Source organism: Helicobacter pylori (assembly GCF_006440215.1).
GTDB classification, from domain to species: domain Bacteria; phylum Campylobacterota; class Campylobacteria; order Campylobacterales; family Helicobacteraceae; genus Helicobacter; species Helicobacter pylori_CS.
In genome coordinates this window covers 139648-155967 of sequence record NZ_VEZH01000002.1, presented here as the reverse complement: position 1 = coordinate 155967, position 16320 = coordinate 139648, and the positions used below count along the sequence as shown (strand labels likewise).

General features: G+C 33.7%; 16 protein-coding genes and 1 pseudogene. All 17 read left to right on the top strand.

Annotation, left to right across the window (positions count from 1 at the left end; genetic code table 11):
- The first annotated feature begins 138 nt into the window (after positions 1-138).
- The 17 genes and pseudogenes from FIM44_RS02230 (at position 139) to FIM44_RS02150 (ending at position 16311) form a co-directional block, all read left to right on the top strand.
- On the top strand, positions 139-927 hold the full coding sequence (locus FIM44_RS02230; protein WP_100973870.1) for an integrase: 789 nt from the start codon (positions 139-141) through the stop codon (positions 925-927).
- Between the two features lie 2 nt (positions 928-929).
- On the top strand, positions 930-1160 hold the full coding sequence (locus FIM44_RS02225; RefSeq protein ID WP_022576814.1) for a hypothetical protein: 231 nt from the start codon (positions 930-932) through the stop codon (positions 1158-1160).
- On the top strand, positions 1153-1650 hold the full coding sequence (locus FIM44_RS02220; protein WP_140578899.1) for a hypothetical protein: 498 nt from the start codon (positions 1153-1155) through the stop codon (positions 1648-1650). Before FIM44_RS02225 ends, FIM44_RS02220 begins: the two co-directional genes overlap by 8 nt.
- The gene (locus FIM44_RS02215) at positions 1628-1912 is read left to right on the top strand and encodes a TrbC/VirB2 family protein (protein WP_140578897.1); all 285 of its coding nucleotides are present in this window, start codon (positions 1628-1630) and stop codon (positions 1910-1912) included. Before FIM44_RS02220 ends, FIM44_RS02215 begins: the two co-directional genes overlap by 23 nt.
- 11 nt (positions 1913-1923) lie before the next feature.
- Positions 1924-2187, top strand: a complete 264-nt coding sequence (locus FIM44_RS02210; protein ID WP_140578895.1) for a competence protein ComB — start codon at positions 1924-1926, stop codon at positions 2185-2187.
- 11 nt (positions 2188-2198) lie between these two features.
- Complete coding sequence (locus FIM44_RS02205) at positions 2199-2435, top strand: hypothetical protein (RefSeq protein WP_001168532.1); 237 nt, start codon at positions 2199-2201, stop codon at positions 2433-2435.
- Positions 2435-5011: a VirB4 family type IV secretion/conjugal transfer ATPase gene (locus FIM44_RS02200; protein WP_140578893.1), complete on the top strand. Its 2577-nt coding sequence runs from the start codon at positions 2435-2437 to the stop codon at positions 5009-5011. The genes FIM44_RS02205 and FIM44_RS02200 overlap by 1 nt, the downstream gene beginning before the upstream one ends.
- A complete protein-coding gene (locus tag FIM44_RS08555; RefSeq protein ID WP_000789926.1) occupies positions 5008-5148 on the top strand; it encodes a hypothetical protein in 141 nt (46 codons plus the stop codon). Before FIM44_RS02200 ends, FIM44_RS08555 begins: the two co-directional genes overlap by 4 nt.
- The gene (locus FIM44_RS02190) at positions 5141-6241 is read left to right on the top strand and encodes a VirB8/TrbF family protein (RefSeq protein WP_140578891.1); all 1101 of its coding nucleotides are present in this window, start codon (positions 5141-5143) and stop codon (positions 6239-6241) included. The genes FIM44_RS08555 and FIM44_RS02190 overlap by 8 nt, the downstream gene beginning before the upstream one ends.
- Positions 6238-7893 (top strand): annotated as a pseudogene (locus tag FIM44_RS02185) (TrbG/VirB9 family P-type conjugative transfer protein). Before FIM44_RS02190 ends, FIM44_RS02185 begins: the two are co-directional and overlap by 4 nt.
- On the top strand, positions 7890-9098 hold the full coding sequence (locus FIM44_RS02180) for a DNA type IV secretion system protein ComB10 (protein WP_120909879.1): 1209 nt from the start codon (positions 7890-7892) through the stop codon (positions 9096-9098). The pseudogene FIM44_RS02185 and the gene FIM44_RS02180 overlap by 4 nt, the downstream one beginning before the upstream one ends.
- The gene (locus FIM44_RS02175; protein ID WP_140578888.1) at positions 9082-11325 is read left to right on the top strand and encodes a collagen-like protein; all 2244 of its coding nucleotides are present in this window, start codon (positions 9082-9084) and stop codon (positions 11323-11325) included. Before FIM44_RS02180 ends, FIM44_RS02175 begins: the two co-directional genes overlap by 17 nt.
- Before the next feature lie 12 nt (positions 11326-11337).
- Complete coding sequence (locus FIM44_RS02170) at positions 11338-12315, top strand: hypothetical protein (protein ID WP_140578886.1); 978 nt, start codon at positions 11338-11340, stop codon at positions 12313-12315.
- Positions 12316-12331: 16 nt separating this feature from the next.
- On the top strand, positions 12332-12607 hold the full coding sequence (locus FIM44_RS02165; protein ID WP_100973852.1) for a hypothetical protein: 276 nt from the start codon (positions 12332-12334) through the stop codon (positions 12605-12607).
- Positions 12608-12611: 4 nt separating this feature from the next.
- Positions 12612-13556, top strand: coding sequence for a CpaF/VirB11 family protein (locus tag FIM44_RS02160; protein WP_000362459.1), 945 nt, complete (start codon positions 12612-12614; stop codon positions 13554-13556).
- The gene (locus FIM44_RS02155; RefSeq protein WP_140578884.1) at positions 13553-14071 is read left to right on the top strand and encodes a replication regulatory RepB family protein; all 519 of its coding nucleotides are present in this window, start codon (positions 13553-13555) and stop codon (positions 14069-14071) included. Before FIM44_RS02160 ends, FIM44_RS02155 begins: the two co-directional genes overlap by 4 nt.
- Entirely contained in the window at positions 14068-16311 is a 2244-nt protein-coding gene (locus FIM44_RS02150; protein ID WP_140578882.1) for a type IV secretory system conjugative DNA transfer family protein, read from the top strand. The genes FIM44_RS02155 and FIM44_RS02150 overlap by 4 nt, the downstream gene beginning before the upstream one ends.
- The last annotated feature ends 9 nt before the right edge of the window (positions 16312-16320 follow it).

The window sequence follows — 16320 nt, the reverse complement described above, 5'->3', positions numbered from 1 at the left end:
ATCCAATTTTTTAAAAAGTTTAATATCTTTGGTGAGAAAAGAGTCCGCATCAATTAAACATGGATTTAAGAAAAAAGTTTTATTCTTTGAGAATGTTAGTTTCTGTCTCTAAGTCTCATAGAAAGGGACTTGAAAACTATGGCAAAGACATTAAAACCTAATTTAGATAAAGATGAGTTAAACACACTTTATAAGGCAAATCTTGCTTATGCTAAAAACACGCATGAGCATTATTTCAAATTTAAAAAAGATTTAGACTACAAACTCTTTAATCCTAGCATTATGCATGAGCAAGGTTCTATAAGTTTTGTAGGCGGACAAGGAGCTAAAAGATTATTAGACATACTCTACAAGCTCGCATTTAATGCTAAGTCTAATAAGATTGCCCTAGATAGACATTACGCCAAAATGTTTTTGCAAGTTGTATCAAGAACTCTAAGAAAGAATGTCAATATATTAGAAGAGCAAGGTTTTATTGAAGTCATTAAAGGAAAACAAAGATACTTGTATGTGTATCTTAAAGATTACAGAGAATTAGAGGGCTATAACTCCGTAGGAGCTAATCAAAAGAACAATATCCCATCGCCTTTTTTCTTACAGATTATGCGTTTCTTAGAAAAGTTTGCCAAAGAAATTGAGAGAGTAAAAATTAACAACAAAGAATGTGTTATGCATATTCCTAGCCAAGAGCTTATGCAAAGAGTTAATAATGTTGTTTTAAAATTCACGCCTATTTCTAATCCTAATACCACTTACACTTTATCCTACAAGGATTTAACAAACAAAGACATTCCTTCTAATCTTTGTTTCTATCAAACAGCCATTGTGAAGAAAAATCTCTTAAAGGCTTTAAAAGACAAAGAATGTGTAGGCGAACCTATTAACAACTCACCCAAAGTTTCAAACTACTTTCAAGAGAGTGCTTAAGAATGACACCAAGCACAACTTTGAATATTTGTTTCAATAAGAAAAACAGCAAACTGATTTTACAAATTGATTTTTCGCAAATGGATACCGAAACACAAGAAAAGTTTTTAGCGGATTTGTTTGAAAAAGCTTTACAAAAAAATCTACAAGCTTATTGGATAACAACAACTGAAACTAAGAATGAATTAACAAGAGAAGAGTTTTCAAATTTACTAAAGGAAAACAATGATTGAACTAATCTTACACAAGAAGTCTATACAAATTGATGAAACATTGCTGAATGTAAAAGAGCATTTAGAAAAGTTTTATTCAAACAAAGAACAAGAGACAATCGCAAAAACCTTAGAGAGCCAAACAGAGCTTACTTGCAGTTATTTATGGGATAAAGATTTTTCATTGCTAGAAAAGCATTTAGAAAATAGCTTAGGGCATTTTACTTTTGAGAGTGAGTTTGCCCTACTAAAAGACAAAGAGCCTTTGAATTTAGCTCAAATCAAACAAATCGGTGTTTTAAAGGTTATTACCTATGAAATGACACAAGCCTTAAAAAATCAAATCATTCATTTAACGCAAGTTGTCAATGAAGAAAATTTAGAGTTTGATGAAGAACTTGTTATTTATCACTTAGATTTTAAGCTCAATCAAAATACTTACAAAGTGTTAGCGAAATTTTGCGTGATTAAAAAGAAAGGAACATTGCATGAAAAAATTAAGGCATTTTAGAAAGCTTATCGTCTTTTTAGGTTTTTCACCTCTTTTATTACAAGCGGATATGACTACCTTTTTTAATTCCATTGAACAACAGCTCACTAGCCCTACGGCTAAAGGCATTTTAATGGTTATTTTTTTAGGACTTGCTATTTTTATATGGAAAAACTTAGATAGATGGAAAGAAATTTTAATGACCGTGCTTGCTATTGCAATTGGTGCTGCAATCTTTTTTAAAGCCCCAGCCTTAGCTAACTGGTTTATGAGTATTTTTTAAAAGAAGTCCCCATGCAATTAGTTGGTATTTCAGTTTCTAATCTCAAAGAAATCAGCTCCAAAGAAAAATTTCTTTGGCTCAATGCTAAGAGTTTTTTACTCTCAGGATTTGTGCCTTTTATTATGATACCTTGGCTAGATATATTGAACTCTTTTGTGCTTTATGTGTGCTTTCTCTTAATTTTTAGCATAGCGGAGTTCTTTGATGAATATATAAGTGACATTTTAATCGCTCATTCCAAAATTAAAACCAAAGCTAATTCATTTTACGCTTAAAAGGAAAAAATATGCAAAAAGAAGTCTTAGTAGAAAAACCTAATCCATTAACCATTTCTTACAACTTAGAACAAGCTATCTCTAGCTTAAAATCAAGTGTGAATGCGTTAATGAAAAAAGAAGCTCATTTAGATGCCTATATTCTTGTTACTAATATTAGAAATATTGTAGATGAGTTGCATAAAGAAGTTGTTTTAGCTAATCAAAGCAATAAAAACACCCCTAAAAGAAAAAGAAAGTCTTCTTAATGTTTGAAAACGCTCTTAAATATTGTAAAGAAAAAGCCATAGACCTTTTAACAGGTTTTGTTCCAAAAACCTATTCTATGACAGAGGAATGCAATATTTTAGGTTTGTATGATGATACTTTCATCATCACTAAACAAGAAAATTTAGTCGCTATTATGTCTTTACAAGGACTAAGTTATTCAAACTTAATGCAAAAAGATTTGGAGGGCTATTTTGATACAAGGCAAAATGTTTTAAACACCATTAGTAAAGACATTCAATTAAGAATTGTGACTAAAAGGCGTAAGGAATCTATCAATCAAAGTCCAAATATTGACAATATTTATGCCAAAGCTATTATCACACAATTTGAAAGCAAGGAAATCTATAAAACAGAGTATTTTTTAGTGTTTGAAACTATCACTTCTAATGTCAAGTCTTTCTTTGAAAAAAAGAAATTGGAAATGACTACTTCAATTAATGAAGAGTTAGAAGAAAGCTCTAAAGAAGATAAACAAGAGAATGAAAATAGCTCCAATGAAACTCATTCAAACACAAGCTCTAAAAAAGACAAGAAAAACAAGTTCAAAAAAAAGATAACCTTTAGCACCACAAGTAAAAGAGCCTTACTCATTCAAACCATAGAAAGAGTAAAAAACGCTCTTAAAGAATTTAAACCCACTTTACTAAATTCTAAAGAAGTATTAAATTTCTACGCAGAATACATCAATGGCAAATACATCGCCTTTAATCCTAAATTAAAGCGATTAAGCGATAGCTATATTGCATCTAATGTGCATTTTAAGAAAGATTACTTTGTCATTGAATTTCAAAATCAAAACACCTTTTGTGCGTGTGTGGGGATTAAGGCTTATGAGAGCGAAGAAATTTCTTCGCTCCCTATATCTACTCTTTTACACACCCAAATTGAACTAGATTTAATCTTTCATATCCGCTCTTTAGGGCAATTTGAAAGCCTGAATTTTTTAAAAACTAAGAAAAAGCTCACGCTTTCTAAAATAGTAAAAGCTGATATTGATAATTATATAGAATTAGTGCAAGCCAATCGTTTGAGCATGCAAGAGTGTGCTTTAAACTTAGTTATAAGGGCTAAAAGTAAAGCTAAATTAGACAAGTCTTTAAAAGAGATTTTATCCTTGCTTAATAATGCTGGACTAGGCAGTGTTACAGAAACTATAGGGCTAAAACCATCTTATTTTTCACTCTTCACAAATAACGCCAATATCAACCCTAGAATGAGACATCAAACTTCCCAAGTCATAGCATCTTTGATTTTGTTTGAGAAAAATAATACAGGTTTTAGAGCAAATTCTTGGGGGGATATGCCCTTATCTGTGTTTAAGAACCTAGACCATAGCCCTTATTTGTTTAATTTTCATAATCAAGAAGTCAAACATAAGGGCGTGTTAGCCCACAATGTCGCACGAGTAGTGGGACATACCATGATTATAGGAGCAACAGGTGCTGGTAAAACCACACTCATTAGCTATTTGATGATGAGTGCCTTAAAATATTCTAACATTGATATTTTAGCTCTTGATAGACTAAATGGTTTGTATTCCTTTACCAAGTATTTTGATGGGATTTATAATCAAGGCGAAAACTTTCATATTAACCCTTTTTCATTAGAAGATAGCGCAACTAATAGAGCCTTTTTATTGCATTTTTATGCCCAAATGGCAAAAGTGGATAGTTATGATGACCATAAGGATAAAGTAGAAGATAGAACAGCCCTTTTAAATGCTATTGATACGATGTATAGAAATTATAACGATGAAGTCAAACAAGCCAAATTTAGCAACCAAGAATTACCCCTTCCTTTTGATTTAAAAGAGTTTGTCAATGCCATTGTTAAAACCAATACAGACATTTTAGATAGTAGTTTTGAAGACTATTTAAAATCTTCCTTATTTTCTAGCCGAATGGATAGTCTAGATTTTAAAACTCGTATTAGCACCATAAATACTGATAGCATTTTACACAATGATGATGACGCTGGGCTTTTAGCCTACTATGTCTTTCATAAGATGATTGATAGAGCCTTAAAAATCAATCGTGGGTTTTTATGCTTTATTGATGAGTTTAAGTCTTACGCTCAAAATGAAATGATGAATAAAAAAATCAATGAAATCATTACTCAAGCTAGAAAGGCTAATGGGGTGATTGTTCTAGCCTTACAAGACATTAACCAACTAAGCGAAGTGAGAAACGCTCAAAGCTTTATAAAAAATATGGGGCAATTGATTTTGTATCCCCAAAGAAATATTGATACCAAAGATTTAAACGATAAATTTGGCATTAGACTAAGCGATACAGAAAAACATTTTTTAGAAAACACCGCCGTTAATGAATACAAAGTCTTACTCAAAAACATGAATGATGGCTCATCTAACATTATAGATGTGAGCCTAAGTTCTTTGGGTAATTACCTACAAATCTTTAGCTCTAATTCTAGCATGGTAGAACACATTGATAATCTCATTAAGCATTACCCTAAAACTTGGCGAGAAGTCTTTGTGAGTAACAAACACGAAAATTTTGATGACAAAAAACACTTAGAAAAGGTGCTTAAATGAAAAACATCATGCGTTTAGTTTTTGTGATAGTGGCTATGTTTCTATGTGCATGCTCAGAGAAATTCATAGAAATGAAAAAATCCCCTTGTGCGTTAAAGGACTTAAACAACTCTTTTTTAAGGGGGACACATGTCTAATTTGCAAGAACTTAGAGAGCATTTAAAAGAATTAGAAAATTCCTTTGAAATAGGCTCTTTTACTAAAGAAAATATTAAAGAATACGCTAAATGCTTTTTTATGAGTTTAAGCATGTTTTTAGAAGAACAAGAAAAAAACCAACAAGAAGAGCTCATTAAAAGCATTCAAACAAGCATTGCTAAAAACCAAGAGTTAGAAAAAATCTCTTTTGAAAAATGGGAGAATAAAATTCAAGAAAGGGTTTTGCCTAAGTTAAAACGCATTGTTACGCATAAGTTGCAAGAAAGTATCACATCTAGCATAAACACGCAATTAGAGAGTTTTAAAAAAGATGAGTTAGATTTATCTAGCGTGTTTGAAATCCAAAGAAAGAACACTCAAATAGCGTATAGATTAGCTATAGGGGGGCTTATAGGTATCATTGCTTTAAGTATAGCCATTTTTATTATGATGCCCTTAAAAGAAAACACGCCTTATTTTATAGACTTTGCTAATAGCGATAAGCATTTTGCTGTGGTGCAAAGAGCGGATACCAAAGTAGATTATGGCGAGGCATTTTTAAGAAATCTAGTCGGCTCTTACATTACAGCTAGAGAAACTATCAATCATATTGATGACAAAATCCGCTTGAATGAAACCATAAGAGAGCAAAGCTCTGAAGAAGTGTGGAAAACTTTAGAGCAGTTAGTATCAGGCAAGGGCAGTATCTATTCTAACTCTAATATGGATAGAGAAATTAAAATCATCAATATTTCCATCTATAAGCAAGGCAAACAACAAAATATCGCTGTAGCAGATATTGTAGCTAAGGTCTTTGATAAAGGCTATTTAATCTCTGAAAAACGCTACAGAGTGTCTTTAATCTATCACTTCAAACCCCTTATTCAATTTGATTATAGTTCTATGCCTAAAAACCCTACAGGCTTTATCGTAGATAAATATTCCTTGAGTGAAATCGCAAGCATTAAAGCCCTAGATAAGACTTATAAAAAAGTGGAAAGACCCCATTCTAAAATTGAATACAAAAAACAAAATCCAACTAACCCCCAAAACAACCCAGCTAATATGCCTAATAATAAGGAAGAACAATGATTAGGGCATTTAGGGGAATTAGTTTTACTTTATCGCTCTTAGCTCCCTTATTAGCAGAAAATAACATTCAAAATTATAATGAGCCTATGGATTATTCAAAAGGCGATGTTTCCTTACAACCCTTTAATAACCAGACTAACCAATAAACACAACCTAGCACTAACTACAACACACAGCCTAATTCTATGCAAACACCTATGCCAAATCAAAACCCTTATTCACAACCCACTACACCTATACAAAATAACCAACCAAATAACACACAAACTCAAACAATGCTAAATAACGCCAAGCAATTCACTAATAACGCTCTTAATAACACCAAGCAAACTATCACTAACGCCACTAATTATGTTAATGATAAACTCACCCCAAAACCTAATGATGCGCCTATTAGTGCGTTTAGTGCTAATAGCCCTTATGCAAATAAAGAAAACTCCAAACAAACTCAAAAGAGCGATGAAGTTTTAAGCGATGATAATAGCGATGAAGATAATTCTTTAAAACCTATGACAAACTTCAATGCCATCCAAGCCAATTTTTTTGCTAAAAATCGCTCTATCAAAGATAACGCCCACTTTATCCACTACACCATAGGCGATACTTTCAATATTCGCCTAAGATATGCTATGACAACCACTTTTATTTTTGATGAGCCAATCGCACAAGTGGTTCTAGGCGATGATATAGGCTTTTCTACTAAAATGCTTGGCGAAGATAAAGAGCATTTAATTTCTAATATCTTACTCATTAAGCTCTTGCAAATTGGCGTAGATAGCAATTTAACTATCATTGGAAAAAGCGGTAAGGTCTATAGCTTTTATATGTTTTCAACCACATATACTAGCTCTAAAAACCCAGCCTTAATGGTGTATATTTCTTCTAAAGAGTATTTTAAAAATTTCACTACCACTAAGAAAGAAATCAACAAAGAAAATAAACCCACTCATAGCACCCAAAACAAAGACATTAAAACAAGCCATAATGTCCCTAAAAAGATAACTAAAAAATCACCAAATATTAAAGAGCAAAACCCACTTACAAAATCTAAAAACCCTACTACCACTAAAATAGCGTTAGCAAATGCTCCCATTTCTTTAAATCGTTTCAAATCCCCTAGCTATCCACCTAGTAACGCTTTAGCTAATTCTAGAAGGGCTTCAGAAAATTTTAAAGTGATTAGCAATCAAACTAAAACTTTCAAAGAGCATAGACACAGCCAAGATGAAATGAAATATGTGGATTACTCCGCCAAAATCAAAGATGATGGCAAATTCATTAAAATTGGGGACAATGTCAATCACATCTATATCAACAAGAAAAAAATGGAATATGGCTATGTCATTATAGACAAGAAAAAACGCAAATGGTATTGCTTATGGATGTGTAAAAAGGTTGTCAAATCCAAATACAAAGATGATTTACCCACTCAAATCTTTAATGATGAGCAATTTACCTATTTTAAATTTAACCGCTCTAATGCTAGAAGTAAATTCCCTGTAGTTTATAAAGTTATAGATGACTATGATAATCCTGTTAATAGCAGAGTAGTAGGCGATTACTTAATCGCTGAAGATGTCTCAAATCAATGGAATTTAAAGCTTGGTAAAGCCTATCTTTGTATAGAAAAGATAGCAAAGAGGGCAAGATGAAACAATCCTTGCTTAAAAAGATAGGCTTAGGTGTTGGGGGCTTTGTTGTTTTAATGGCATTAGGATTGCTTGCTAATAAAGGCTCAAACAATAACAATAAAGAAGAAATCTTTCAAGTAAGTGAGAGTAAATTCCCTTTAAGTGATTATTTCTTTGAAGAAGTCAAAGAAGAGCCAAAAGAAAAAGCCAAAGAAACACCAGAAGTAACTACCCAAGAGCCTACAACACAAACTAGCCCCAATCCTAGTGTTTCAGCTAATCCTAACATTAAAGATTATAGTCATCTTAACAACAATCTTAATCAGCAAAATAATACTATCACGCATTTACAACAAGTTTTACAAAGCCCCTCTAAAATAAAGCCTAAACCAAAGCATACTAAAGAGCAATTAGAATTTTTAAACACACGCCTTAAACCTTTAGAACCAACTAAACCAGCCACTAAGCCTGAGACGGAATACGGCGTGGATAGTTTTACTAATTTAAAATATAAAGACATCGGCACTAATGAGCATAAGCTTTTAAGAACCATAACCGCTGATAGAATGATACCAGCCTTTTTAATCACGCCTATTAGCTCTCAAATTGCTGGAAAAGTAACCGCCCAAGTAGAGAGCGATATATTTGCTTCTATGGGTAGAGCGGTGCTAATCCCTAAAGGCTCTAAGGTTATAGGCTATTACAATAATAACAATCAAATTGGACAATACCGCCTTAACATTGCTTGGACTAGAATTATCACGCCTCAAGGCATAAACATCATGCTCACTAACGCAAGGGGGGCTGATGTGAAGGGTTATAATGGCTTAGTAGGCAAATACATTAGCCGAAACTTTCAACGCTATGGTATCCCCTTACTCACTAACACGCTCTCTAATGGTCTTTTAATAGGAATTACTTCAGCCTTAGCTAATAGGCAAAATAGAAAGGGTGATGGCAACCCTTTTTTTGGGGATTACTTGCTTATGCAACTCACTAGAAATACAGGCATGGGCATCAATCAAGTTATCAATCAAATGTTAAGGCAATATGGAGCGCAAAACCCCATTATCATCATTAGAGAGGGGAGCAGAGTGTTTATTAGCCCTAATTTAGACATCTTTATCCCTAAACCAAAAGATGGGGAGATTTTAGCGGAGTTCTTTAAAGAGAAAAAACCCCCAATCAAAACAAAAGAGGAAATTAACAATGAAGAAGAAATCTAATGTGTTTAAAATTTTAATGAGTTTATGTGTAGCACTTTCAAATAGCCATGCTCTTGTCATTCAGACTATGCAAGATTGGAATTTAAGAAAAAATAGCGAATTTAAGGCTTTAGTTGTTGTGGGTAATAAGGTGCAAGAAAATACCATTGCTATGGGTAATTACAAGGTTTCTAAAAACAGAGCTAATCTTTCTATTAGTGTAACTCATATTAAAAAGGGCAATGATTATAAGACCTTACAAAGCCCCACAAACGCCATTAAAGAAATTAAAAGCAAACTGGTTCTTAAAAAAGGCACAAGGATTGTCTTAGGCGGTGAAAACGATAGTGAGATGTCTAATGCCATAGGGGTGAGTAAAAGTGCGTATGTCTCTAGTAAAAATGGCAAAGGTTTTAGTGGGAGTGGGGCAAGTGGCATGGGATATGCAAGTGGTTATGGAGGCACAAGCAATAACGCTGGCTCTAATGGCACAAGTGCAAATGGAGTAAAAAATGGCACTTCTGGTAATAATGGGGCTAAAGGGGAAAATGGAAGTAGTGGAGCAAATGTAGCTAATGGCACAAGTGGTTATCAAGGCGTAGGCTCTAACCCATTCCCCCCAATTGCTGGGAGTGGAAATGGCTCTAGTGGGAGTTCTAATAGTGGCTATACCCCCTTTATGAGTGGAGGCGGAGGTATAGGAGGCATGGGAGGGGGCTTTATTCCTTTCCCTTATTCCCCCGGACTTCAAAATGGTAGTGGTGCTAATGGAATTAATGGCACTAATGGAATTGATGGCACAAGCGGAGCTAATGGGAGTAATAGTGCTAATGGAGGCACTGCTAGTGCAGATAGCCATTATACCAATGAATTTTGCACCGCTCCTATTAGAAATGGCAATACGATGAATATAGACATTGTGGATAGAAATGGCTCTTGCTTTAAAATGCAAGCTTTTAGAAATGACAATGTCTGTCAATACAACTACGACTTTGAAAATATGAAAGCCATTAAGCAAACACAATTTTATTTTATCAACAGAGAAAACAAAAGTATTAACATTGGGGGTTGTGTGGATTTATATGGGGAGCAATTTGAATTTCTTATGTATGAAGATGCCAATAAATGCAAGCTAGATACCACCACTAATAAAGGCTATGGAAGTGGCATGGCAAGTTTTTTTCAAACAGAAATTTTATTTCGTGGGCTTGATAACTTAATCCATGTAGCTAAACCTTGCACTGATTTTGCAAGTGTGCAAGAACAATTAGTTAAATACGATAATGACCCAAGCACTCGCACTGTTCAAAGAGTGATTAATCAATACTATATTAACCCCATTACTAAAGAAAAAGTCTTTATCAGTCATGATGTGGTTAGTCCTTTAAAATTTAGCTACCAAACTTATGCGTGCGGTAAATGGCAGTTTGATAACGATAAATTAGAGGCTTATCGCCCCACTCAAATTCGTATCTTTGATACGGTGTCTAACCAATACTACAATGTAACAGGCTGTGATTACACTTCTGATATGGGTAAAGTGCCTAAAATTATCCAACCTTATACCAAAATCAATGTAGAAAGTAGCGTTAAAGGCGAAGATGTAGGCGATTTAGACACTATTAGTGGCTCAAATTATGATTTGCCACAATATACCACTTTTGAAATTCAAGAAATGTCTTTAAATAGCAGTCAATGGATAACCACTTCTTATTGTGATGATGGATGGGGGTCTTGGACTAAAACACACAGCTATACAGGCTATTCTCAAGGTAATTTACGCACCCTAGCTAAATGGGTTACACAATATAAAACCATCAATCAAGGCACAACCATTGAATATATCCGCCCTAGAAATGAGGGCGATAGTGATGCAGTGTATGATACCTATAAATACTATTATGTCTCACAAGCTAAAAAAACGCTCAAACGCATTCCATCCACTATCTATGTGAATACCCCTAATTTAAGCGATGAGTATCGCAAAAATTTTGGACTCACTGTATTAAGCCAAAAGCTTAATCTCAATAATGGTGTTAAACAACTCATTAACACACAAGAATTTACCAATTGGCAAGCGACTTATTATCGCCCTAATGGGAATGGCAATCTTTGTATGAGTTATAACTTTAGCTCTGGAAATGCTTGGAAATCTAGCACTAAGGGTAAATATTGCTCATGGGCGCAGACGCCTAATGCTAATTATTCTTGTGCCTCACACAATAATTGGATTGTCCCTAACCGATAAGAAAGGAAAGTAATGGATTTACATTTAAAAAAAGCCTTGTTTTTAGCTAGTCTTAGTTGCTTGAATGCGAATGAAAGCTTTGTGGATAATAGCGATTTTTTAGCCATTATGCCTAGTGATAAAGAAGAAGAAAATACTCCACAAGTTAAATTAGAACACAAGCTAGAACAAAAAATTGCTCCACAAAATACCCTTAAAAAGCAACAATCAGCTCCTTTACAAAGTGCTGAGTTGTTACAAAGTCAAGTTAAAAGAGAAGTTAAAGAGCAAAAAAAGTCTCAAAAACACCTAGTAGCTATGCAAACTAAAAATGGCTTTTTCTTAGGCTCAGAAATTGCTATTACAGGCACAAGTTTAAAACAAAGTTTAAGCTTTATTTCTAATGATACAAATGATTTACTCACTTATAGCAAGACTTCTAAAAACGCTAATTTTAATATGGGACTATTAATAGGTTATCAGCATTATTTTGGAGCTAGTAAAAGGCATGGGATTAAAATCTCAAGCCATTTGTATGGAGGCACACCTAGTGATGTAAGCACAGACATAAAAATTTACAAATCTAAAGTTAGCGCTAATTACACGCCTTTAAATTTTGGCATAGATGTGAAGTATTTGTTTGATTTTTTAAATGTCATTAAAAAGAACCGCCATACACTAGGATTAAGTGTGGGCTTTGGCTGGCGTATGCAATATTATTTTGCAAAAATAGACCCCATAAAAACCAGCCATAGTGAGTTTATCACTAATAAACCTAAAGATATTTTTAATCATGGTTTTTATCCCACTATTGGACTACATTATTACTTAAACCATCATCAATTTGAAGTGAATTATCGCTTTGGAGGAGCAATTAACTATCAGTCAGTTATGCCTAGCAAAATTGTCGTTCAAAACGGGAATTTTAAGGGCGAGGTCTTGTTTTCTAATTTTCTTACCAAAGCGACTAATTCTAGCTACATAGCGTTCAACTACGCTTATTTATTTTAATTTTAAGGAGCCAATGATGTCAGATGAAATCACGCAAGAAAACGAGTTAGAAATTAACTCCAATAATCAAAACCAAGAGCCAAAGGAAGTAGAAAAAATGCCATTGAATAATATTCAAAAAGCTAAGGAATTAAAAAACAACGCCAATTTAATTGTTCGACGCACTGATAAGTTAGATAAGGCTATCAATAAGCGTGAAAGCTTGCAAAGAGAGTTTGAAAGACGCATTAAGCACTTGGATAACAAGATTGAAACGCTTAGTAACAATATTGAAGAATTAAAAAGAAAGTAATTCTATGGACTTAGACAAACTCAAAGATTATAGGGCTTTAAGAAACGCTATTTTAAGGCTATTGCCTTATTTAGATAGCGGTATTACAGAGCTAATTATGAATAAAGAAAAAGAAATTTGGCTCTATAAGCTTAATGGAGTAAGAGAAAAAGTCTTTGATGAAAATTTAGACAAAGCCTTTATTCTGGGGTTTGGGGAACAATTAGCGAGTTTTAGAGATTTGTTTTTTAATGCTAATTACCCCACCCTTAATACTTCCATTCCTACTTCTAGATACAGAGTGAGCATGAACCACTTTGCTATTAGTGCGGATAATGAGTTGAGTTTGAATATTAGAGTGCCAAGTGATAAAAAGTTTGATTTAAAAGCTTTCAAGCTTTCTAGTATCTGTCAATACGATTATGAGTATTTACAAAACTTAATGATTGAGGGCAAAAACTTACTCATTAGTGGAGGCACAGGCAGTGGAAAAACGAGTTTTTTAAACGCTCTAATTGAGTTTATCCCCAAACACACACGAATAGTAAGCGTTGAAGATAGCGAAGAATTAGATTTAAGAGCGTTTGAAAATCATAAATCCTTGTTAGTGGATAAAACTGAAAGCTCTAAATTTACCTATGAAAACGCCTTGAATATGGCAATGAGAATGTCTCCTGATAGGCTTATGGTAGGCGAGATTGACACACGAAATTCCATGCTCTTTTTAAGATTTGGAAACACTGGGCATAAAGGCATGGTTTCTACTTTACATGCAGATAGTGTGCATGGGGTTATAGAGGCGATTGCTTTAAATTTACAAATGAATAAAAGTGGTTTAGATGTCAATGTAGCAAAAAAATTCTTTAAAAGCAGTGTGGATATTGTCGTTCAAATTGTATTAGATAAAGCCACTAACACCAGATACATTCAAGAAATCTTACCAGCAAAAGATTTAAGAGATAGCCTATGAAAAAATATCAAAACAAACGAAAGCTGGGTAAGCGTATCAATTGCTTTATTTCAAATGAGTGTAAAGATATTTTAGAAAACTATTTAAAGGTCAAAAAGATTAGTGTTACGCAGTGTGTAGAAAATCTTGTATTAGGGCTAGACCCTAGCAAAGAAACGCTAAAAACAAAAGAATTTTATGAAAGCTTGTTTAAAGTCATTAGTATCAATCAGCATGTCTATAGAGAACTCATTGCTAATAGTAATAATCTCAATCAATTAACTAAAAACACTAACATTACCATTAAGTATAACAAACCCTTTTATTTGCAGAATTTAGCATTCTTAGAAGAGATTTTTAAGGTTATGGATACACTTAATAAAAATGTAGAAGAGTGTAAAAAAATCTCTTTGGAATTATTACTTCAAATTTACAAAGAACAAAAAAGCCAAACAGAATTTAACGCCATTTCAAAAATTCTCAACGCTCTTAATGAAAAACAATCTACTACTGATCCAAAAAAGGACAACGCATGAAAATGCAATTTGTGAAGGCTTTTTGCGTGCTTTTCAGCATTTTACTTATCCCCTTATTTTTTATCTTGGCAAATTATTACACTTTTGATGCCTTAAAGTCGTTGAGACAGGCTTATTTCTTTTCTCAAAGCGTGTTTGTAGGGCTTTATCATGGGGCAAGCATCTTTGATTTAAAATTTGAAGTCTATCTTACTATGCTAATCTCTTTAATGCCCTTTGTGGCTACGATTTATATCAATTTCCCAAAAACCACAGAAACTTCGCATGGCTATGCGAGATGGGCTAATGTTAAAGATATAGAATGCTTTAAAATTTTTAGCAAAGAGGGCTTTTGTAAAGTGGTGCATAGATTAGGGGTGCAATTTGATAATGGCTTTATTCTAGGTAAATTTGGTTTTCCAAAGCTTAGAAATGTGTGCTATGACAAGCCCTTAGGAGCGATGATTGTTGCACCCCCTGGTGCTGGAAAAACTGCATGTGTGGCTTTGCCAAATTTATTGACTTTGCCTAATAGCTGTATTATCACTGATATTAAAGGCGAACTAAGAGATAAGACCGCAGGTTATAGACAAAAATTCTTAAACAATAGAATTTTAATTTTTAATCCTTATGGTGATGATAACACTTGCTATTTCAATCCTTTTGATAAAAGGATTGTTGAAAAGATGACCTTTGCGGAGCAATTAAGGCATGTTAAAGCAGTAGGCGATGGTATTTTTGTAGATGAAGAAGACCATTGGGTATCTAAAGCTAAAGAGCTTTTTGTCTTTTTTGCTCTTTTACAAGTAGTAACCAAAGGGCATAGCTCTTTTTATGATGTCTCTATCGCACCAGCTAATGATTATGCCCCCTTAATACACCCTAAAAGCCCTTATTACAAGCAACTTTACCAACACGATAAAAAGACAGGCGAAGTTATCTTAGACCCACAAACTAACGCCCCTATGAAAAATCCCCAAGCTAATGTTTTAAAACTCTTTTTAAATCAAGTGGCTGACCAAAAATACATAGATATGAATGATGAAAAAAACTATGACCCAAGAGAACCTGAACCCCCTTATGGAACAAAAGGGGCGTTAGATGAGATTATAAGGACAGATGCTAGGAGTTTGGCAAACACTCCTGATGATGAATTTGGGAGCATTATGTCTTCTTTTAAGCGTTTTATGTATGTCTATAAAGACCCAAAAGTGCGTGAAGCTACTTCTAAAATGAGCTTTGATTATGAAGAATTAAGAACGGGCAATATCAGTATTTACATTGTAATCGCTCAAATTGATATAGGCACACTTTCTTCTTTAGTAAGAGCCTTTTTAGAGAGTATTGCTAAAAACCTTATGGTCAAAGAAAGCTCTAAACCTGAAGAGCGTATTTTTATCATTGCTGATGAATTTGTTAGATTTGGTAAGTTGCCTTTCTTGTTAGAAATGCCAGCACTTTGTCGCTCTTATAATGTTGTCCCCTTATTCATCACGCAAGATTATGCGATGATTAGAAAATACTATAGCGATGATGATTTGAAAATCTTAAAAGGCGTGGTGCATTATAACATTGTCTTTAAGATGAATAGTGCTGAAGATGCTGAGATTGTCTCTAAGGAAGTGGGCGAATTTACAAGACAATCTAAAAATTATTCTACCGAAAAAGGTCAATTGGTCTTTGGAGGTAGCTCTTCTTATAGCCATGAGGGTAGAAACTTACTCACAGCCCAAGATATTATGAATATCAATTCAGATGAAGTCATTGTTATTGTTACAGGGGCTAAAGCTACCCCTTTAAAACTTAAGGCTAATTATTGGTTCAAAGATAAAGAGCTTTTAAAAAGAGCTAATTTGCCTATTGATTTAGAAGTAGAGAGACAAAGAGTTGAAGAGCCTATACAACCCACTACAGAGATTGAAACAACCCCTAATCAAAACAAAGCTGACTTAGAACCAAGTAATAAGGGGGAAAAAGTAGAGAATGAGAGCAATGAGAGAAACACTAACGAGAATAATCCCACTACACCACAAGAGCTTGAAAATTCAAACTTAAAAGAAAGCGAGAAAGACAATGAAAGTCCCATTACCTTAGAAAATGCTAATGAAAATATAGAGCAAGGAAATCACAATGAAATTGATGAGATTTTAAAAAAGCCACTGAGTGAAATCAGTATGGAAGAGAAAAGAGCCTTGTTTAAGAAAATGCAACAAGGCGATGAAGAAAGCGAACAAGAAGTTACACAAAGCACCCAAAGTTAAATTTTAAAG

What these genes read in the sequence shown, in the direction of transcription:
- FIM44_RS02175 (WP_140578888.1), top strand. Translation starts at nt 9,082, where the DNA reads ATGAAGAAGAAATCTAATGTGTTTAAAATTTTAATGAGTTTATGTGTA.
- FIM44_RS02155 (WP_140578884.1), top strand. Translation starts at nt 13,553, where the DNA reads ATGAAAAAATATCAAAACAAACGAAAGCTGGGTAAGCGTATCAATTGC.
- FIM44_RS02160 (WP_000362459.1), top strand. Translation starts at nt 12,612, where the DNA reads ATGGACTTAGACAAACTCAAAGATTATAGGGCTTTAAGAAACGCTATT.
- FIM44_RS02200 (WP_140578893.1), top strand. Translation starts at nt 2,435, where the DNA reads ATGTTTGAAAACGCTCTTAAATATTGTAAAGAAAAAGCCATAGACCTT.
- FIM44_RS02225 (WP_022576814.1), top strand. Translation starts at nt 930, where the DNA reads ATGACACCAAGCACAACTTTGAATATTTGTTTCAATAAGAAAAACAGC.
- FIM44_RS02180 (WP_120909879.1), top strand. Translation starts at nt 7,890, where the DNA reads ATGAAACAATCCTTGCTTAAAAAGATAGGCTTAGGTGTTGGGGGCTTT.
- FIM44_RS02210 (WP_140578895.1), top strand. Translation starts at nt 1,924, where the DNA reads ATGCAATTAGTTGGTATTTCAGTTTCTAATCTCAAAGAAATCAGCTCC.
- FIM44_RS02220 (WP_140578899.1), top strand. Translation starts at nt 1,153, where the DNA reads ATGATTGAACTAATCTTACACAAGAAGTCTATACAAATTGATGAAACA.
- FIM44_RS02170 (WP_140578886.1), top strand. Translation starts at nt 11,338, where the DNA reads ATGGATTTACATTTAAAAAAAGCCTTGTTTTTAGCTAGTCTTAGTTGC.
- FIM44_RS02150 (WP_140578882.1), top strand. Translation starts at nt 14,068, where the DNA reads ATGAAAATGCAATTTGTGAAGGCTTTTTGCGTGCTTTTCAGCATTTTA.
- FIM44_RS02230 (WP_100973870.1), top strand. Translation starts at nt 139, where the DNA reads ATGGCAAAGACATTAAAACCTAATTTAGATAAAGATGAGTTAAACACA.
- FIM44_RS02205 (WP_001168532.1), top strand. Translation starts at nt 2,199, where the DNA reads ATGCAAAAAGAAGTCTTAGTAGAAAAACCTAATCCATTAACCATTTCT.
- FIM44_RS02190 (WP_140578891.1), top strand. Translation starts at nt 5,141, where the DNA reads ATGTCTAATTTGCAAGAACTTAGAGAGCATTTAAAAGAATTAGAAAAT.
- FIM44_RS08555 (WP_000789926.1), top strand. Translation starts at nt 5,008, where the DNA reads ATGAAAAACATCATGCGTTTAGTTTTTGTGATAGTGGCTATGTTTCTA.
- FIM44_RS02165 (WP_100973852.1), top strand. Translation starts at nt 12,332, where the DNA reads ATGTCAGATGAAATCACGCAAGAAAACGAGTTAGAAATTAACTCCAAT.
- FIM44_RS02215 (WP_140578897.1), top strand. Translation starts at nt 1,628, where the DNA reads ATGAAAAAATTAAGGCATTTTAGAAAGCTTATCGTCTTTTTAGGTTTT.